This window comes from Streptomyces sp. SDr-06 (genome assembly GCF_003324565.1).
Classification (GTDB): domain Bacteria; phylum Actinomycetota; class Actinomycetes; order Streptomycetales; family Streptomycetaceae; genus Streptomyces.
In genome coordinates this window covers 1-18,509 of the sequence record NZ_QOLA01000010.1, presented here as the reverse complement: position 1 = coordinate 18,509, position 18,509 = coordinate 1, and the positions used below count along the sequence as shown (strand labels likewise).

Below are 18,509 nucleotides of genomic sequence, written 5' to 3'. Positions count from 1 at the left end.
CCGGCGTTCCAGAAAGCGTGGCTGGTGATGCGGCAGGACAGCAGCTGCATGCGGCGCCGCAGCACGGTGCGGAACGGGGTGCGGGCGAGCGCGTCGTAGGCCGGCTGTGGTCGCGGGTGGGGTGTCAGCAACCCTTGGTGGTGAGGGTTGACGGCGGAGGGGAAGACCTGGTGCCAGTCGTCGCGGATCCGATCGGTAGGGAGCAATCGTTGCCGTCAGCGCGGCGGCAGCCGGCGCCCGCGGGCACATCAGCCTTTGGGTTCAGGCCGCAAATGGCCTGTAGGTTCCGGTCCAGAGGCGGGTGATCGTGCTGATGTAGCGGGCGCCGCAGCGGTCCCAAGGCACGACGAGCTGGGTTCCGGCGTCGTCAAGGTCCTTGCCGTCGAGGCGAGTCGCCAGAAGTACGGGTGCGCTGGCGAAGTCGGGGTCGATCTCTCCCCAGGACAGAACGGTGTGATGGCCGTCGCCGCCGCTGATCGCGAGCAGGAAGCGGGAGCGGTCTTTGCGGCGCTTCGGGTCGAAGGCCGGCCGAGCCGCGCCGACGACGTCGTACAGCAAAGGGCCTTCGAAGCTGTGGTGTTGGGGTCCGTTCGTGGCGCAGTCGAAGGTGACGTCGGTGCCGTGCTGCGGCCAGCGGTCGCGGAGGTCGGCGACGGTGAGCGTAAGGGGCCGTGCGACGTCGCCGCAGACGGTGAAGGAGGCGAGCGCGGTGCTGCGGGGTGTGGTGCTCGGCTGGTCCATCGATTCCCCTTCAGGTCGGCGATCGGTGCCGCGTCAAGTGATACCCGATCGCCAGTTCAGAGAACCTCGTATGCGAGCCAATGAGTCGAGATCTGCTGGCATTTATGAGGTTGCCACGAAGAATTGCGTGGCATGTTCTGGTCGATCGTCTGGGCTTTCTCGTCGATGGCGCGCCAGATCCCACCACGTCGGACAAGTCCATTCGAGGGCACCTTCGCAGGGCCACCATTGACATGCGTCACCACACGACGGGACGACCGGCACCACCCTGGCAGCCGATCCCAGACCGGCCACCTCGAGTCTCACAGCCATTGGCAGTTGAGCCAGAGTGCGCTTGCGCTGGTCACTGCCTGCCCTGGACGACCCCTCGGGCCCCGCGCCCCGCCGACGGGCGCCCACATCGCTTTGCGCACGGGGCCATCGCCATCGCCGGGCGCGGTGGTCCGCGAGACGGGCTGGAAACGCCTGGGGTGGCGGCTCTCCCGGGGCCCTACTGTGCGTGAGCCCCGGGAGAGCCGCAGCGCGCCGTCTGGGGCGGTCCGCACCGTGATCAACGATCGGTAGGGAGCAATCGTTGCCCGCGGCGCGGGTGGGGCGCGTCCGAGGTCGGACAGCACGAAGTCCCGGGACCTGACCGCGATCCCGGGACGCCCTTCGTGCACTACTCCCTTACCATCCGCCTCAACGACCGTGCGGGGTCCGGGTCACCGGCCCACGCCCATGGGCCGCCCTGGCCGGTTGCGGTCGTACCCCGAGCGGGGCCTCCACCCAGGAACGCTTCGGGTGCTCGCCCGGAGCAGTCGTAACTGTTACTGTTACACCACGACGAGAGGGGATGGAAGGTATGGGGGCCAACAGCAGACTGACCGTCGCCGCGCACGCCTTGACCTGGATCGGGCTGTATCAGCGCCGAGGCCACGAGGTCGCGACCTCCGAGCAGATCGCGACGAGCGTCAACACCAACCCCGTGGTGATCCGTCGACTGCTCTCCCAGCTCCGCAGGGCCGGCCTGGTCGACTCGCGAAGAGGGGTCGGCGCCGGCTGGACGCTGTCGCGGGATCTGCCGAGGATCACCCTCCTCGACGTCTACGAAGCAGTGGAGCCGGGGCCGATCTTCGCCTTGCACCCCGCCGCGCCCGACCCCGAGTGCGTCGTGGGCCGCGGCATCGCGCCGGTGCTGGGCGCCGCCTACGACAGCGTTGAGTCCGCCCTTCGCGCGGAACTGGCGAGGACCACGCTGGAGGACGTGCTGCGCGACGTGCTGAAAGCCGCCTAGCTCCGACCGCGGGTCGCGGCGAGCGGTCCTTTCGCCCCTAATCGTAACAATGACAGTTACATCGAGCATCGGAGAAAGTCATGGGACAGCTGGACAACAAGACCGCCCTCGTGACCGGGGCCTCCACCGGCATCGGCCTGGCCGTCGCCCGCCGGTTCGCCGCCGAGGGAGCCATCGTCTACCTCACCGGCCGTCGCGAGGCCGAGCTGCAGAGCGCCGTCGGAGAAGTCGGCGGCCGCGCCATCGGCATCCGGAGCGACGTATCGAAGCTCGACGACCTCGACCGGCTCTTCGCCGAGATCACCGAGCGAAGCGGTCGTCTCGACATCGTCGTGGCCAACGCCGGCGTCGGCGACTTCGGCCCACTCGGCACGATCACCGAGGAGGATTACGACCGCACCACTTCCATCAACCTCAAGGGCACGGTCTTCACCGTCCAAAAGGCGCTCCCCCTGCTACCGGCCGGCGCCTCGGTGATCCTGCTCTCCTCAAGCGCGGCCCTGCGCGCTGTCCCCGGCCTGGGCATCTACGCCGCCACCAAGGCCGCGATCCGCAGCCTCGCCCGCACCTGGGCCGCCGAACTCGCCGGCCGTGGCATCCGAGTCAACGCCCTCACCCCCGGCCCCGTCACAACCCCCGGCGCTGACGAACTGCGGGCCGCACTTCCGCGAGACGACCAGGCCGACGAGTCTGCCGCACCGACCCCACTCGGCCGGGCCGGTCATCCCGATGAAGTCGCGTCCACTGCTCTCTACTTGGCCGGGGACCAGAGCTCCTTCACCACCGGCGCGGAACTCCTCGTCGACGGCGGTGCCACCCAGCTCTAGGTCCTGTCTGGAGTCCCCACACGGAACTTCACCAGCACAACAGATGGTTGTTTCCGCCGCGCAGAGGGTTGTTTGCGTGGCGGAGACAGCGAAGCTGTAATGCCTACCTGCACACCCACTGGTTTCCAAGGGATTACCGGAGGGGGCGACCCGTATCACTCACGGAAGATCCCGTCCCGACGCCTCAGCGACTGGAGCACCGATCCCATGGTCAACGAACAACGCATCCGCAGTCGAACGCCCGAGTCCCGGGCCTTCGTGGAACGTGTGCAGCTCGTCATGACACTGACGGCGCGTCTCAACACCCTCCCCTTCGACGACCTCGACGCGCGGAGAACGCTGCTCGGAGAGATCTTCGGCAAACCCGTCCCCGACTCTCTGTCGATCCTGCCGCCCTTCTACTGCGACTACGGCCTCGGAGCCACCTTCGGCGAGAAGGTGTTCATCAACCAGGGTTGCTACTTCCTGGACCTTGGTGGCATCACGATCGGTGATCGGGTCCTGATCGGCCCCGGGGTGACCCTGACTACCGCCGGTCACCCGGTCGAGCTCGATGAGCGCTACGACGGCATCACCCACGCCCCCATCGTGATCGAGGACGAGGTCTGGATCGGGGCTGCCGCCACGATCACGCCTGGAGTGACGATCGGACGGGGCTCCGTGGTCGGAGCCGGCTCCGTGGTGGCGAAAGACGTACCAGCGATGAGCGTGGTGACGGGCACGAGCGTGGTCGAACGCCGACGGCTGAAGACATCGTCCGGAGCCGTCCGCGGTTCTGAACGCTGACTGTACGTCTGGACCGACATCGACTTCGAGTTGCGTGTGGTGACCGTCCAGCGCAGGCGGCTGCGGCCCCGCTACCAGCACGGCAGCTGCGGCTGCAAGCGCGGTTTCCGCTCGCAGCGGATCACCCGTCGGTGGCTTCTGGATGGAGAAGGCGGGCCGCGCGGCGCGTCCATGGCCTTGACGGACGGCGCCCGCTGTCGCCGTCCATGGCCTTGACGGACGGCGCCCGCGGTCGCTTCGCCTGCAACTGCCTCTGGTCCCGTGGCGCAGGCGGCAATCGTGAAGGGTGGGCACGGTCTTGCGGGCATCGAGGCCCGCTTGGGCTTGGTGGTGTGGGGCCCCGAGGCCCGGCGTTCCGTCACATAGGCATGGGACCGTCCGTCAGCCCCCGGGGCCAGTTCAGGATTCCCCGCACTCCTCGCACGGCCGGGCGACTGCCAGAGATGGCCGACAACGACCTGTGGCGACCCGAAAAACGCCAGACACCACGCTTGGCCGCCGTAGCCGATGCCGACTGCCCGCCGAGCGATGCGGCACGCCTACGAGGACGGTGCTCCGCCCCTTATCGCATGGGCTGGCTGTGACCACACATGCGCCCGCCTTCGATAACCCGTTGCCCAGGAGCCGATCGGCCAGCTAGGTTCACCCAGCCGTCTGCATTGGTGCAGGCCGGCGCTGTCGACGAGGGGGTGTGGAGCACATGCGCAGGAGTGCCCAGGAGTTGAGCTCGTGTACTGACCTTTGCCACCTCCTCACGACGGAGACACCTTGTCCCTTCGCATCACCCCACTGACCGACCCCGCTCACGGGCCGCACGGCCGGCGTCTCGCCTGGTTGGCGTCGGACGGAGATTCCAACCCTGCCGGGACGGCCTTTCTGCGCCTGTTCGACGGCGGACAAGAGCACCTGGCCGAGCTCGACCTCCGTGTTCATCCCGCTGAGCGCCGCAAGGGCGTCGGCTCCCGGCTCCTCAGTACCGCCGTGGCCACCGCCCGGGACAGCGCCCGACGCTGCGTTGTCGCGCAGGCGGAAGCCGGATCGCCCGGTGATCACTTCCTGGCAGCGCGTGGCTTCCGGAAGGTCCTCACCTTGAGGTTCACCCGCTTGCCACTGGCTGACGTGGATACCGCCGTCCTCGCCGAGATCATCGAGAGTCCGCATCCCGGCTACCGGCTGAGGTCATGGCAGGGAACCGTCCCCGACGACCTCGCCGAGACGTTCACCGCCTCACGCCGTGCCATGGACGACATGCCCATGGACAACAGCGACTGCGGCACCGTGACCTGGGACGTGGACCGGGTGCGGGCCGCGGCGAAGGCCGTCGAACAGCGCGGCGACCACCTGCACACCGTCGTCGCCGTCGATGCCTCCAACGGCTCGATCGCCGGGTTCACCGAACTCGTCATCCCCGGCAACGGCGCAGGTGACGGCCAGCACTACGGCACCGGCGTGCTGCCCGAGCACCGTGGAAACGGCCTCGGCCGATGGATGAAGGCCGAGTCGATCCGACAGGCCCACAGGGACTATCCGGACCTCGGTGGCCTCCTGACCGACACCGCCGACAGCAACACGCACATGAGCCAGATCAACGACAGCCTCGGCTACATACCCACGCACACCACACACCAGCATCAGCTCGACCTTTAGCAGAGAGCGGACGGGCCGGACCGGGGCACCACCCCGACCGGCCTGTCCGCCCTTTCGATACACGCCCTCCACGGTGCGGGGCGTTTTTCGGAGGTTGCGGACGGCTTCGGCCAGGTCGGATCCGTATGCCTAGCAGAGCGGACCCGGTTGGGGCGGAGGCGTGGCTGGCCCGGCCCGATACGGGGCACGCGGACCTTCTTCAGCACCGGCTCGAACTGCGGAGAGTCCCCGCGCTGCCCGGCGGTCACCACGATCGCCATGGGCTTCTGGCCCTGCTCGACGGCCAGGTGCGGATTGGTGGTGAACCCGCCGCGCGAACGTCCCAGTCCGTGATCTCCAGGCTCTTCATGGACACCGCCCGGCGGTTCCTTCTGCAGGTCACCATGGCTTCGGGTGCTGGCCGTGTGCTGGTGGGCACGGCGGACCATGGAGTCGACGTTCAGGTCCCACACGATCGCCCCCTTCGCGTCGGCCAGGGACTGGAGTCGGGTGAGGATCCGCTGCCGGGTGACGTTCCGCTGCCATCGGCCGAACAGGTCGTAGGCCCGGCAGCTCCACGGCCCGTACTCGGCGGGGATGTCCCGCCACGGAACCCCGGTCCGGACCCGGAACCGTATGCCGTCGATCAGCTGCCGCCGAGGCCAGACGGGTGGCCGCCCCGCCTTGGCACCCTTCGGCAACAGCGGTTCCAGCGCCGCCCGCTGCTCGTCCGTGAGATCTCCCCGGCCCATGCACCGTGATCATTCACAGGTTAAGATCCACTTTCTATGCACGGCCTGGCGCGGTCATTCGTTCCTGCTGCTCGACCGACAACTGCGCCCTGGTGCTCCGTTGTTTCTGTTGTCGGAACCATCGTCCGGTGGCGTCGCCGTCGACGAGGTCGGCCAGGATGCGGTAGTGGCGTTGGCCGGTTCAGTGGCCCTGGGCAGGCAGGGGCGTTGCTCAGGGCTATCAGCCCGGTTTCCTGCACCTGGCGGCTTTCGTGGGCTCGGATGCTGTCAGAACGTCGGCAATGGGTCCTGGCCGAGCATGCGCTGCCCGTTGTCGGCTGAGGCGCGTACCGCGTCGAATCCATATCCGGTCATCGCGGATTCGTAATCGGTGAGCGCGTCGGTGATCGGCTGGCCGTGGGCTGCCTTACCCAGAGCTGCGGCGAGCAGGCTGGCGTCGCGCAGGGCGGTGTTCGCGCCGATCCCGCCTGCTGGGCTCATCGCGTGGATGGCATCCCCGAGCAGCGTGATGCGGCTTGGGTGCCATGCGGGAATGGGCACGCTGGTGCGCAGGGTGAGTGGGAAGATGCTTTCGGGAAGCCAGTGTTCAATGATCCGGCGGACTTGGGGGTGCCACTCCTCGATCAGCTGGAGGGTCGCCCCCTGCAGTTCGGCTCCGTTCATGGTCTTCAACTGGGCGTCGTCGTAGGGGAGATGCTCGCGGCGGGAGCCGAAGGAGACCGTCATGTAGTCCGCGCTGTCCTCCAGGGCCGCCGTCGGCGCGAGTCGGCCGGCTGCCCGGCCCGGCGGTTCAGGAAATTCGACCGGGGCGACGCCGACGAACTGCTTTCCCGGTCCGATGACCGGCGTGAACACGGCAAACATCTCATCCCGGAAGAGGGACCTGGTCGCCTTTGTGAGGGGTACCTTCCCGTACAGCTGGCGCAGCCCCGTGTCCACCACCCGTGCGTGCGGCAGATGCTGACGGCGTACCGGGGAGTTCACTCCGTCCGCGGCCACGAGCACGTCACCGCTCGCCTCGGTCCCGTCGCCGAAGTGGGCTATGACCCGGCCGTCCGACCCGGCGCGGTAGTGGGTGAACCTCTTGCCGAACGAGACGGCATCCTCCAATCCGGTCAGCAGTATCCGGCGCAGCGTCAGCCGGTCGACCGCGAGATGAGTACCTCCGTCTCTGTTCAGAACGGCCAACTGCCTCAGCTGGCTGTCGAATACGGGGGTGCACGGCAGTGGCACCCCGGCCGTGGCCCGGAACAGCCGATACAGCTCCGTCGGCAACGTGTCTGTCAGGGAGCAATCCCCGCGGGTGTCGATGTGGATGCGATATCCCTGTTGACGGGACACGAGGGCAACATCACGTTCGTACACCGAGAAGCTGATGTTTCTTTGACGCAGGCCTTGTGCCAGGCATAAGCCGCCAAGCCCCGCGCCAATTACGATCACATGTGGATACGGCATGCCAGACGTCCCTTCCTCACGCAACGACAGAGAAAGGGACACGCAGGTCACACCTGGCCGTGGCAGTCCCGTACACGGAGGCTGCCGGCGAAGTGAGGTGTTCGGCGCTTTGCAGCGCTGCCCGGACTAACCCGTACCGGGCCGTGTCTTCGCGTGTCCTCGATCCTGAGGTTAACAAACCCGGCGCCCGAATTTCCAGGCCCGCAGCGTGCCAAGCAACCTGACCACATCTCAAAAACGGCCTCCGGGGGTTCGGATGGTTGCGCGGAAAGATGGGCGGCACGGTCCTGCCGTGGCGGAGTGTGAGGGTGCCTGTCCGGCCGCTCTCGTGATCCGGCCTGAGTCAGGTAGTTCGCCGACTCGCTGATCCCCGCTTGTCTCTCCGGTCGGCCCGAACCCGAGCCCCAGACAGAAGCCTTCTGGACCGTTTCCACCCGGGTGCCAGGTGGTCGTCAGGCGAGTGCCACCTCATCTGACGGCTGCTAACGGCCTTTCGTGTGAAGAGGGTTCGGGGTGTCAGGAGCGGTGCAGGGTGTGGTGGGGGGAGCGGCCGTAGCAGTCGCGGTAGATGGTGGCGAAGCGGCCCGGGTGGTAGAAGCCCCAGCGGGCGGCGATCTCGGTGACCGTGTGGCCCTTGCCCGGGTCGGCGTCGAGCAGGGCCTGATGGGCGTGGGACAGTCGCACCCGGCGCAGATGGGCGAGTGGCGTTGTGTCGAGGTGCCGGCGGAAGGCATATTGCAGCGCGCGGACGGTCACATGGGCTGCGGCTGCGATTTCGGCGACGGTGACAGGCTGGTCGGCGTGGTCGTCGATGTGGGCCAGCGCCCGGCGCAGGGCGGCCGGGTGGGCGTCCCGGCGGTCGGTACTGATCGGCTCGATCAGCGCGGTGTTCGGAAAGGTGGCCAGGACGCTCGCGGCGAGGTGCTGTGCGGCTGTGGAGGCGACCAGCGGCTGGTCGGCGACGACGGGCACGGACAGGACATGGTCGCGCAGGTAGATGATGCTCTGCCGGAGCCGGTCCGCGGCCTGGCGCGAGTGCGGTCGGTGCCCGGTCAGGCGGACGGCGCCGGATCCGCTCGCCCCTCCGGCGACCTGTGTCAACAACGCGGGGTCAAGCATGGTGATGTTGTAGCGGGCACCGCAGACCCGTCCCGTGTACGGCAGTTCTGGAGGCACGAAGGACACCACGTCGCCAGGTCCGAAGGAATCCCGCACGCCGTGGAACGCATGGTCCTCGATGGTGCCCTCGTGCACCACGCACAGGCAGATCCGGCCCAGGGGCGTGACCGTATAGCTCATGTCGAAGTCCAGATCGAGCTCGTCGACACTGACCGAGTCGATGGCACTGCGCTCAATACGGGCCCGGCTGGTCGCGGGACTGCCGTTGCCGATGCGCATCCTCGCGTAGGCGCGACTGAGGAACTCCTCGGTGCGCCCCAAGTCGTCGCTGTCGAAGCTGAGTGTCTCCACGCCCCCACCCGCTCGTCACGGCCGATCCTTAGTCGGCAGGTTACGCCGCTCCGGTTCCGGTAGCCCACATCCGGGTACGGGCGCCATCGGGTCCTTTCGTTTTCCGGCCGGCCGCCCATCCAGTGGTTCGTTCCGTGGCTGGTGAGGGCCGCCCCGGCCGCGGAGGATGGAAGGCATGAGTGCCCGCCGAACGCTGACCCCACCGGGCGGGCACGGGAAGGCGAAGCAGCTGTCCATGACGGACCAGAAGGACATGCTGGACAAGATCACCGCCCTCCAGCGGGAAGTCGAGCAACTGCGCCGTGCCCTGGTCTCGCACGCGGTCGTGGATCAGGCCATCGGCGTGCTCCGCGCGGTGCATGGCCTGGGCGGTCAGGAGAGCTGGGTCGTGCTTCAACAGGTCTCCCAGCACACCAACATCAAGCTGCGCAAGGTGGCGACGGCCATTGTGCGATGGGCCGAGTCCGGGCAGCTACCAGACACCATCGCTTCCGCGCTGCACAAGGCAGTGTCCGCCACCGTTCCTGCCCGGCCCGGCCCTCTCCTCCACCGCTCCAAACTCCCCCCGCACGTAGGTGGCCCGGGGACGCGGCGAAGGGCACTCGATCCGGCTGGCGTAGGTACCGCCACGCAGCCCGGCTCTAGCCGCACCCTAAGCGCTCATTGAGACTGACCCGCCGCGGCCAGACTGCTCAACCGTCCCGCGCCCCTCCCCGTGCCCCGGGACGTCCCAACGCTGTGACCAGCACCCTGATACGTCCACGGACCCATCACGGGACCGTCCCGGCATCCCAGCCCAGCGCCCGAAGTGGAGCACCGGAAGAATGAGGCGCCCCGACGTTCTGAGTGCGTGTGGGCTCGGTAGCTCCAGGGCTGTCCGGTAAGCCGTGCTTCAGCTGACGGTGGCAGGGCGCAAGGGGAGAAGTCTGTGGCAGGCTGAGCGCCGGTAAGGGACGATCACGACGTTCACGGCCCTGCTGTTGCCGGACGCGCCCGAGCGCGTTGAGCGGTGTGGCGTCGTGCCGACATTGCATCGATGCTCGGCTTGGCGTTTTCCACGCCGGGCCGGAGAGGACACGTGTGTCGCTCGCTCTTGAAGATCGCTTGGTCATCATCGAACTGGTCTCGTTGCATGGTCATCTTGTTGACGACGGAAGCCTTGATCGGTTGGAGGAGTTGTTCACCGCTGATGTGGTCTACGACCTCACCGACTTCGGCCAGGAGCCACTGTCCGGGGTGGCAGCCATCCGGGAAGCGGCATGGGCGCTGGGAGCGGCCAACCCGGTCGCGCACCACGTCACCAACGTCGTCGTAACCGCATGGGCGGACGGCCGGGTGCAGGTCCGTTCCAAGGGGCTGGGTATCAAAGCGGACGGCTCCTGCGGTTCCGTCTCCTACGACGACACCGTCGTGCGCACCCCTGACGGCTGGCGGATCAGCTGTCGCAGACTCTCGCCACGCCGAACTCCCCTGGGTGGGCTGACAAAGCCTGGCTGACCAGGCACCTCCCTCCTGGTCCTCACCGGCGCGGACGACATGGTGCAGCTGGGCGAGGCCGAGCATGGAGTGGTGGACACCGTCGCCTTGGATGCGGCAGCCGCGCAGGATCTCGGGCGTGTAGAGCGTGAACTGAGCAGCACGTGAAAGGGCGATCAGGCGTCGCGTCGGCGGTCATGTGAAGGGTCATGGAGCGGCCGCGCCGGATCCATCTGCCGGACGGCTGAGCATTACCAGCGGCACCAGTGGAAAAGAGTCCCGTCCTGGGGCTGGGCCATCTGTCGGGTTCCGGGCCGGGGGCGCAGGGGTTGGGGGCCCACGCCTGCGGCCGGGGCGTCCTTCCGCCGAGACGAGGGTGCGCCGGGGCCCGCCGTGCGCCCTCCGCCGACGGCACGGGGATGGCCCGGTCGCGGCGGCGGCTGTGTCGGGGAAGCCCCAGGGCAGGCGTCCTTGCGCCGCGGTGCGGAGGGGCCTGAGCTTGACGACGCGCGGCTCTGGCTCCGCCGTGGGGTGGAGACGGACGCTACCGGCGAACGATGCCCGCGGGTGGCGGTGTTGATGATGATCGGGGGTGTCCCAGTGCTTTCCGATCGGAGTTCGGCATGTTCAACAGGACCCTGCGCGCCACCGCCCTTTTGGCCGTGGTGGTTGCCGTCGCGGCGCCCGCTGCAGTCGCGGCGCCCGCCCCGGCCCCGCCGCCTGCGCAGGGGACCGTCATGGTCTCCTCGCTCAAGGGTGACGGGCGCATGGACTACCCGGTCCCGGACCAGGAGGTACGGGTCTCCGTCGACGCGCACTCCGCGTACACCGCGGGCGGCATGCCCCAGCGCTCCTGGGGCACCTTCCGCATCTCACACGCCCAGGACGGCAAGCTGTACTGGGGCGAGTTCACGGTCGACTGCCTCACCACCGGCGGCCCCACCGCCACCGTCACCGGCCGCCTGGTGCGCACCAGCCCCGGCCACCCCTGGCTCACCATGCTGGAACCCCACACCCGCATGGGCGTGAGTTTCTACGTCCCGAAGAAGGGAGAGGCCCGTATCGGGCTCTCCGGGGCTACCAAAAAAGGCGAGCCACTGCTCACCCAGTGCATGGCACCCGCAGCCGACGCCAAGATCGTCAACGGCGGGTACAGCCTGCGCGACCGCAGAAGCTGAGCAGCCCGGTTGAGCGAATCCGGGTGAATATCGCTGGTGCGGTCCACGAAGGCCAGTGGGCCGTACTGCGAACCCATGACCTAACGGACGGCACCCTCACAGTCACGTTCACTCCGCCCGGTGCGCTTCTTCTTCTACTTCGGCTTGGACGGTGACGGCTGCTCTTCTCCGGAGGCACCGTTGTTCATCCGCGCACTGGCTTCCAGGACCTGGTCGATGATGCGACGGCGCCTCTCGCTCTCGGGATCCTCGCCCGGGTCTTGGGCCAGGCGCTCCGCGGTCGGGTAGTAGCCAGTCAGGACCGGCTGCTCGAAGTAGCGGTTGAGCCGGCTCGGTCTGCCCATACATGTGCGGGTGGGTGCGGTTGAGGAAGGCGGAGAGCGCCGCAGCGACGCCCGCGATGGCGGCGACGAAGCCCTTGGTCTGGCCGTTGGCGACGTACAGGCTGGCGGCGAAGCAGCCCACGATCACCAGCAGGCCCCATCCCATGGCATGCTGCGAGGACCGGAAGGGCCGGTGGGCTTGGTCGGGGGCGTTCCGGTTGTATTCGTCGATCTGGGACTGGTTGAGTCCGAGGAGCGTGGCCAGGGGCGTCACGGTCTTGAGGTCCGCGAGCACCCGGTAGCGGCGGGTGACGCTTCGTCGGCCGTCTGAGGCAGGGCGGGTCAGGACCCGGCGCCGGTGTAGCGGCGGACCTGGCCGTGGTAGTCGAAGTCACCGCGGACGATGCGACGGTAGTCGCGTGCGCACCGCTGCAACGCGATGCGGGCCTGTCCGGCGTGCGGCGGGTTGTCGCTCAGGCGGGTCAGTTCGTCCTCGCGACCAGGATCCGGTTCACGTGTTCGCCCAGCAGGACGTTGGAGGCGTCGACTGCTTCCTGCAGTGGTTTGTCCTCGCGGATGTGCAGGATGTAGACGGCGTTGTGGAGGTCCCCGACGGCCACCTCCTTCTCCAGTGAACCGATGTCGTTGTGGAACCAGATGCAGTCACTCGCCGCATTGCGCAGTTCCCGGTAGGCCGACAGGTGTCGGTCCGGCTGGGGGATGTCGATGCCGGCGTCGATCTCGTACAGGTCGAAGTAGAGGTTCATCGCGATCGCGTCGCGGCGCAGGTCGACGAACTCCGCGACGGTCGGCACCCGGCCGGCGTCACGGTCCGCACGCGGTCTGTGAGTACAGGGTCCACGCGTACCGGCGCAGCCCGTACCGGAACTGATGGATCCCCGTTATCTTCTTCGCGGTCCTGCAAGAGGACTGCTGGCCTCCGGGCCCGGCATGGCTGTTGCCCCCTGTCGAAGCCGATGACCTGGGGGGTGGTGTTCACCGGGCCCGAGAGGTGTTGTCGGAGACGCTGATCAGAGGTCCGGCCACCGCCTGGTCCCGGCGCAAGGCCGGGCAGTTTCACGGGCGGCAGGTCTGCATAACGTGGATGCGCGAGTACGACACCGACGCCCAGGCCAGCCGCACCAAGGGAGTTGACAGCACGATGTTCGACACCAGCGACGTGGACGTCTTCTTGGCCCTGGACGTCGGCAAGACCGCTCACCACGGCCACGGACTGACCCCGGCCGGCAAGAAGGTCTTCGACAAGCCGCTGCCCAACAGCGAACCGAAGCTCAGAGCGGTATTCGACAAGCTCACCGCGAAGTTCGGCACCGTCCTGCTGATCGTGGACCAGCCCGCCTCGATCGGCGCCCTCCCGCTGACCGTCGCCCGCGACGCGGGCTGCAAAGTCGCCTACCTGCCCGGACTCGCCATGCGACGCATCGCCGATCTCTATCCCGGCGAGGCGAAGACCGACGCAAAAGACGCCGCGGTCATCGCGGACGCCGCCCGCACCATGCCCCACACCCTGCGCTCGCTGGAACTCTCGGACGAGATCACCGCCGAGCTGACCGTCCTGGTCGGCTTCGACCAGGACCTCGCCGCCGAGGCCACCCGCACCAGCAACCGCATACGCGGCCTGCTCACGCAGTTCCACCCCAGCCTGGAGCGCGTTCTGGGCCCCCGCCTCGACCACCCGGCCGTCACCTGGCTGCTGGAACGTTACGGATCCCCGGCCGCCCTGCGGAAAGCGGGCCGCCACAGACTCGTGGAAGTGATCCGGCCCAGGGCACCCCGGATGGCGAAGCGGCTCATCGACGAGGTCTTCGACGCACTCGACGAGCAGACCGTCGTCGTCCCGGGCACCGGCACGCTGGACATCGTCGTCCCCTCGCTGGCCCGCTCGCTGGGAGCCGTCCACGACCAATGGCGGGCCCTGGAAGCCCAGATCAACGAGCTGCTGGAGGAGCACCCTCTTTCGCCGGTCCTGACCTCGATTCCTGGGGTCGCGGTCAGGACCGCGGCAATCCTGCTGGTCACCGTCGGCGACGGCACCAGCTTCCCCAGCGCAGCCCACCTCGCCTCCTACGCCGGCCTCGCCCCGACGACGAAGTCCTCGGGAACCTCGATCCACGGCGAACACGCACCACGAGGAGGCAACCGGCAGCTCAAGAGAGCCATGTTCCTGTCCGCGTTCGCGGCCCTGCACGATCCCGCCTCCCGCACCTACTACGACAAGTGCCGAGCCAGAGGAAAGACCCACACACAGGCCCTTCTCCGCCTCGCCCGGCACCGCATCAGCGTGCTCTTCGCGATGCTCCGCGACGGCACCTTCTACGAACACCGAACATCCCGCCTCGCTTGACGAAAGACATAGAGGCACCCCCCGCCGAGCGGCCGGGGCAAGACCGTGCCAGAAGCTCTGCGAAGGCCTTTTCCAGAGCCGTACGCGTTGGTCCGCCGTGCAGGACCGCGTCGAGGCCGCCGACAGCGGTCCTGGCAGCGCGGACATCGTGACCGCCCTCGTCGAACTCGTCGTCGAGGGCGAACCCCCGAGCCCGCGCGGGCAACGCGGAGACGTGAATGCGGCGGTTCGCCCCGTCTCCTCGGAGGCTCTTATCAACTTCGGGGTAATCACCTGCAAGTGGCAGAAAGCGCACCAGCCGGACCGCGCCGTCCACATGTCGCATCCTGGCCCTCCGGAGCCAGCCCTCGGTATCGAGAGGGAAAGCTGAGCATCGGAGTTGTCCGTCCAGGCCACCTATCGTTCTGTTCCGTCGCGCCGAAGGTGAGTGACTTTCACCCGCTCCTGATGGGCCGCATTTCGTCTCAGCGATGGTTAAGCACGCAGGTCAGGTGGTGTGGCCGACGGCTGAGGGGCCTTGTGGCTGCTGTGGCCGGGACCGGCTGGGACCGTGCGCTCTCGTTGAGCGTGCGTCACCACCGTGTTGACCTGCCGCGTGGACGGTACTCGGTCCGTGAGACGGTTGCTTGCATGGCAGATGGCGCGCGGGGCAGTGAGGTCGTACTGGAGACGAGTCGTCTGGTGCTAAGGCCATGGCGGGTGGCCGAGGCTGCTGTCCAGCGTGAGCTGTGGACCGAGCGTGATCCGCGGGTGCCGCTGCACCGCCGGATCGACGCGGACGGACATCCCACGGTGGCCGAGCTCGAGGATTCGATTCGCACCCACCGGTCGCGCGGGTTGCTGGCGGTCGAGCGGAAGGCCTTTGGCGATGTCATTGGCTACTGCGGGCTGGTCGACAGCGAGCGAGGGGCGGCAGGGGAACCGGAACTGGCCTTCGAGCTGCTCCGTCGTGTCTGGTGTCAGGGGTATGCGACCGAGGCCTCGTTGGCGGTTCTGGACTGGGCGAGATCGTGTGGGTACACACGTGTGTGGGCCACCGTCTGGGACTGGAACACCGCCTCTCGCCGTGTGCTGGCCAAGGTCGGGTTCACCGAGACCGAGCGGGAGGAAGTGGACCCGGTGTACGGGACCACACTGTTTGCCATGCGGCAGCTCTGACGCCCCCTTCGTCGATCCGTACGACGCTGTGCACGCTCTCGGCTTGAGCCCACCACCTCGGCGGTCAGCAGATCTCTCGACCTGTCTGTTGATCGGTGGGCGTGCCGTGCCGTGCATTCGAGTTGTGCGCCTCCGGTCTCGTGGCACCGGCCGCAATCGTGAAGGGAAGGCACGGTCTTGCGGGCATTGAGGCCCGCTTGGTGGACCGGTGCGCCGACATAACAGCCTAGGGGGGCAGGTCGGGGCACAGCCGTGGACAGACCATGGGGGGGCGGGGTCTTGCGCGGCGGGGGCCGCCTCCAACAGCGGCGGGAGTCCCTCACATCCCCGGTAGCAGGACGGCTTCGCGCCCTACTTGTCCGCCGTGACTTGTGTGCCGGACTGGTTGCAGGGCCGCACGGACGGACTGCGCGCAGGGGCTCCCGGATCAGCACCGCTACGCTCGTCAAATGCTCGAAGATCAGTCGCTCTACGACTACTTGTGCGGCTGCTCTGAACGGGCTGACAAGGTGGGCTTCGCCCTCGTTGACGGCAGGGAGTTCCTCGGCTGGATCCATGAGGTGACGGAGGATCACCTTCTGTTGGCCTGGGCACCCAGTCCGTTCTACGTTCAGGCCGATGACGGGGAGGCGTGGTCCCCGCAGGAGGAGTGGGTGGCGTTCGCCGCCCTGGTTCTTGAGTCGATCGCCAGCTACGACCCGTCCGTACCAGGGCGGGTGCACTACCTCAGCTGAACGCCCCACGTCCCGGCCACAGGCACCGGCGCAGCGCCTGGTCGAGGCCGGGGGCCCGGGTCACCATCCCGTACCGCTGGTAGCCGGCCCCTGCGGGCACCCGGCAACACCGAGCCGTGTTGCGCGCCTGACCCGGGGTGACTACTGAGGATCGCTGTTGCACCAGGATGTTGTCCCCACGCATGGGACCTCGGGAATCAGCCATGACCTCCCGGGGTCTTGGTGCACCTCGCTTGACCGTCAGGTGCAACGACCGGCCGCGGACTGTGCCACGCCCACGCCATGCCCAGCGTCCGCAGCGCGTCTGGCTGTTCTACGGTGAGCTTGTCGCGCCTGGCCTTGGTGTTCGAGAGCCACACGCCCAGCTTCAGCGGTACCGACTCCGCCTCGCCGTCCACCGCGATCTCCACGACCGTGCTGTTCGCGGCGGTCCCGATGAGGGCCGTGCCGGGAGTATCCACCCTCCTGCGACTCCGCGGCCCGACACGCCAGGAACCCACCCGTGGGGCCGGCGTGGGTGGACCCAGGGATTTCCCCGGTGGCGGACACGGGACCACGAGGAGCTGGACATCCCACCTTCCCGCCGGACCTCGCCGAGCGGCGTGCCGCCGTCGATGGAGATGGCCAGGTGCAGGCGTTCTCCCGCAGCGCGGGTGCGGCGGATCATTGTCAGGTAAGCGGTGGCCGCGTTCAGGCCGAACGGGGAGGCCGGCGGCGAGCGTCGGGCGATCTCGGGCTCGTCGAACAGCCCCACCATGGCAGGCAGGTCGGCATCCGCCCATTCCCGTGTCGGACACAGCAGCCCGTACGGCGCGCTGGACCACGGCCGACTCGACGTGAGCGAGGTGGAGAGGTCGCCCCTGCAGCCGGTGCGGAGGTTGTTCACGCGGGCCATGGTGGACGGGCAGGAGAGCCTGGCGCACGGCATTCCGTACCTCTTCGGCCGTGCCGCCTGCCCGGACTGCCGGACCGACTTCTCGGTGGCAGACCAGGCGGTGGCTCGTTGGACACCGTGACCGGGGCCGACCAGATCTGTGCTTTCACGAAATCGCGGCCGAACCATTTCCCTGACCGACCTCGGCCACCTCCCGGTCATTCCAACAGCCCTCCGTGCCCGCGCCGTCGGGCTGGGGCTGGGTGGCCACGCGGAACCTACCGGGTCATAGGCCGAGAGCCTGGCACGCGAGGCAGGCTTGGAGCACGCCTCCCTCCAGCCGCACCCGGGTCCCGTTCATGTGCTGCCGTGGACGAGGAGGTCCAGGCCCAAGGGTGTGCACCAGTGCCACACGACTTTGCCGTCCCGCTGGGAGACGATCAGTCCCGCCTCGCGCAGGGTCTTGGCCTGCATGGAGGCGGCAGCCGGGCTGACGGCGAGTTCGCGGGCGAGGCCGGTGGTGGTGTGCTGATGGACGAGGAGGCGCAGGGCCTGTGCTCGGGTGGTGCCGACGATCGCGGTGAGCGGGTCGTCGGATGTGGAGGTGTCGTCGAGTGGCAGGGGAGTGACGGCCGGGTAGATCAGCAGCAGCCGTCCGTCGGGATGGGGCGCTGCCAGAAGGTGGTCGGACCAGAACAGGGAAGGATGCAGGACGATGCCCTGTCCGCGCAGGGTGAGGTCGAGGTCGCGGGGGAAGGGCGCCTCCAGGATCGTGCCGCGCCAGCGGATGTTCGGAGCCAGACCGGTCAGGGCAACATGCAAGCCCTGCTGGGCGAGGACGCGGGACCGCCAGGCCGTTTCGGCGCGGAAGCCCGCCCGGATACGCGGCCAAGCCTCGGCGATGAGATCGGCGTGGGCGGCGCGGACAGCCTGCCCGAGGATCTGCCAGGCTTCCCGGTCACGGTCGGCGAGATCACGCACCCAGGGTGTCAGCGGGCGATCGATGGAGCACATCCGGCGCAGCTCTGTGCGGGCCTGGGACTTGGGTGTTGACAGGATCTGGTCCACGCCTTCTTCAAGGTCGTGGCTGGGCGGGTCCAGGAACAGCGGCCCGGCGCCCAGCGGAAAGACCAGTTGTAAGAGGGGCCGCGCCGGGCGCGGCAGGGTTCGGGCCACGCGCCGTCGCCACGCGCTGAAGACCGGGTGCGCATCGCGGCGCTGCAACATCTCGAAGGCCAGGCCGAGTTCGACCAGCGGCGTCGGCCGGTCGGCGACGGTCACCCTGAGCAGATCCTCAGTTGTGCAGTGGACTCGCAACACGTCAGTCCCCGCCGATGTGAACCTTCCCCTTGATCGTGGACACCTGGAGACTGGGACCTGAGGTTCCAGAGGAAGTAGCGCCAGGTGGGAAGCAAGTACACGAAGCGGTACACCGAGGAGTTCAAGCGGGACGCGATCGCGCTCGTCG

The 18,509-nt window shown here is 68.1% G+C and carries 20 protein-coding genes and 1 pseudogene; 12 read left to right on the top strand and 9 right to left on the bottom strand.

What is annotated here, in order from left to right; all coding sequences use genetic code 11:
* Positions 1–261: 261 nt before the first annotated feature.
* Positions 262–741, bottom strand: coding sequence for a molybdopterin-dependent oxidoreductase (locus DT019_RS20825; protein ID WP_114038391.1), 480 nt, complete (start codon positions 739–741; stop codon positions 262–264).
* 844 nt (positions 742–1,585) lie between these two features.
* Here DT019_RS20825 and DT019_RS20820 point away from each other — a divergent pair.
* The 4 genes from DT019_RS20820 (at position 1,586) to DT019_RS41095 (ending at position 5,277) form a co-directional block, all read left to right on the top strand.
* Positions 1,586–2,017: an Rrf2 family transcriptional regulator gene (locus tag DT019_RS20820; protein WP_114038390.1), complete on the top strand. Its 432-nt coding sequence runs from the start codon at positions 1,586–1,588 to the stop codon at positions 2,015–2,017.
* A gap of 80 nt (positions 2,018–2,097) precedes the next feature.
* Complete coding sequence (locus DT019_RS20815; RefSeq protein ID WP_114038389.1) at positions 2,098–2,844, top strand: SDR family NAD(P)-dependent oxidoreductase; 747 nt, start codon at positions 2,098–2,100, stop codon at positions 2,842–2,844.
* Positions 2,845–3,051: 207 nt separating this feature from the next.
* Entirely contained in the window at positions 3,052–3,630 is a 579-nt protein-coding gene (locus DT019_RS20810; RefSeq protein ID WP_114038388.1) for a sugar O-acetyltransferase, read from the top strand.
* A 768-nt stretch (positions 3,631–4,398) separates the two neighbouring features.
* Complete coding sequence (locus tag DT019_RS41095; protein ID WP_114038387.1) at positions 4,399–5,277, top strand: GNAT family N-acetyltransferase; 879 nt, start codon at positions 4,399–4,401, stop codon at positions 5,275–5,277.
* Here the strand turns inward: DT019_RS41095 and DT019_RS20800 are convergent.
* From DT019_RS20800 to DT019_RS20785, 4 genes and pseudogenes are all read right to left on the bottom strand, one after another.
* Positions 5,274–6,008: an IS5 family transposase gene (locus tag DT019_RS20800; RefSeq protein WP_223279676.1), complete on the bottom strand. Its 735-nt coding sequence runs from the start codon at positions 6,006–6,008 to the stop codon at positions 5,274–5,276. The two genes, DT019_RS41095 and DT019_RS20800, sit on opposite strands and share 4 nt — an antisense overlap.
* 267 nt (positions 6,009–6,275) lie before the next feature.
* Entirely contained in the window at positions 6,276–7,505 is a 1,230-nt protein-coding gene (locus DT019_RS20795; RefSeq protein ID WP_223279675.1) for an FAD-dependent oxidoreductase, read from the bottom strand.
* Positions 7,506–7,694: 189 nt separating this feature from the next.
* Positions 7,695–7,931 (bottom strand): annotated as a pseudogene (locus DT019_RS40295) (hypothetical protein); the annotation flags it as partial.
* Between the two features lie 48 nt (positions 7,932–7,979).
* Positions 7,980–8,933: a helix-turn-helix transcriptional regulator gene (locus DT019_RS20785; RefSeq protein ID WP_114038385.1), complete on the bottom strand. Its 954-nt coding sequence runs from the start codon at positions 8,931–8,933 to the stop codon at positions 7,980–7,982.
* Positions 8,934–9,168: 235 nt separating this feature from the next.
* Here DT019_RS20785 and DT019_RS20780 point away from each other — a divergent pair, with 235 nt between their 5' ends.
* From DT019_RS20780 to DT019_RS20770, 3 genes are all read left to right on the top strand, one after another.
* Positions 9,169–9,600: an ANTAR domain-containing protein gene (locus tag DT019_RS20780; protein ID WP_189389774.1), complete on the top strand. Its 432-nt coding sequence runs from the start codon at positions 9,169–9,171 to the stop codon at positions 9,598–9,600.
* Between the two features lie 413 nt (positions 9,601–10,013).
* Positions 10,014–10,430 carry a nuclear transport factor 2 family protein gene (locus DT019_RS20775; protein WP_114038383.1) on the top strand — a complete coding sequence of 139 codons (417 nt, stop codon included), beginning with the start codon at positions 10,014–10,016 and terminating at the stop codon, positions 10,428–10,430.
* A gap of 602 nt (positions 10,431–11,032) precedes the next feature.
* A complete protein-coding gene (locus DT019_RS20770) occupies positions 11,033–11,587 on the top strand; it encodes a hypothetical protein (RefSeq protein ID WP_114038382.1) in 555 nt (184 codons plus the stop codon).
* 134 nt (positions 11,588–11,721) lie between these two features.
* On the opposite strand, the gene DT019_RS20765 is transcribed toward DT019_RS20770, so the two are convergent.
* Both DT019_RS20765 and DT019_RS20755 read right to left on the bottom strand, forming a co-directional pair.
* Positions 11,722–11,931 (bottom strand): hypothetical protein, encoded by a 210-nt coding sequence (locus DT019_RS20765; RefSeq protein WP_114038381.1) that lies wholly within the window; start codon positions 11,929–11,931, stop codon positions 11,722–11,724.
* Between the two features lie 461 nt (positions 11,932–12,392).
* Positions 12,393–12,803, bottom strand: coding sequence for a terpene synthase family protein (locus tag DT019_RS20755; RefSeq protein WP_223279702.1), 411 nt, complete (start codon positions 12,801–12,803; stop codon positions 12,393–12,395).
* 269 nt (positions 12,804–13,072) lie between these two features.
* Here DT019_RS20755 and DT019_RS20750 point away from each other — a divergent pair, with 269 nt between their 5' ends.
* From DT019_RS20750 to DT019_RS20735, 4 genes are all read left to right on the top strand, one after another.
* Entirely contained in the window at positions 13,073–14,275 is a 1,203-nt protein-coding gene (locus DT019_RS20750) for an IS110 family transposase (RefSeq protein ID WP_114038574.1), read from the top strand.
* Positions 14,276–14,372: 97 nt separating this feature from the next.
* The gene (locus tag DT019_RS20745; protein WP_114038378.1) at positions 14,373–14,645 is read left to right on the top strand and encodes a hypothetical protein; all 273 of its coding nucleotides are present in this window, start codon (positions 14,373–14,375) and stop codon (positions 14,643–14,645) included.
* Between the two features lie 260 nt (positions 14,646–14,905).
* Complete coding sequence (locus DT019_RS20740) at positions 14,906–15,433, top strand: GNAT family N-acetyltransferase (protein ID WP_114038377.1); 528 nt, start codon at positions 14,906–14,908, stop codon at positions 15,431–15,433.
* A 449-nt stretch (positions 15,434–15,882) separates the two neighbouring features.
* Positions 15,883–16,167 carry a hypothetical protein gene (locus tag DT019_RS20735; RefSeq protein WP_114038376.1) on the top strand — a complete coding sequence of 95 codons (285 nt, stop codon included), beginning with the start codon at positions 15,883–15,885 and terminating at the stop codon, positions 16,165–16,167.
* 197 nt (positions 16,168–16,364) lie between these two features.
* Here the strand turns inward: DT019_RS20735 and DT019_RS40290 are convergent, their stop codons facing one another.
* Positions 16,365–16,628, bottom strand: coding sequence for a hypothetical protein (locus DT019_RS40290; RefSeq protein ID WP_411292720.1), 264 nt, complete (start codon positions 16,626–16,628; stop codon positions 16,365–16,367).
* A gap of 294 nt (positions 16,629–16,922) precedes the next feature.
* Here DT019_RS40290 and DT019_RS20725 point away from each other — a divergent pair, with 294 nt between their 5' ends.
* Entirely contained in the window at positions 16,923–17,183 is a 261-nt protein-coding gene (locus DT019_RS20725) for a hypothetical protein (RefSeq protein ID WP_147267332.1), read from the top strand.
* Positions 17,184–17,398: 215 nt separating this feature from the next.
* Here the strand turns inward: DT019_RS20725 and DT019_RS20720 are convergent, their stop codons facing one another.
* A complete protein-coding gene (locus DT019_RS20720; protein WP_114038374.1) occupies positions 17,399–18,322 on the bottom strand; it encodes an ArsR/SmtB family transcription factor in 924 nt (307 codons plus the stop codon).
* Positions 18,323–18,509 lie beyond the last annotated feature (187 nt).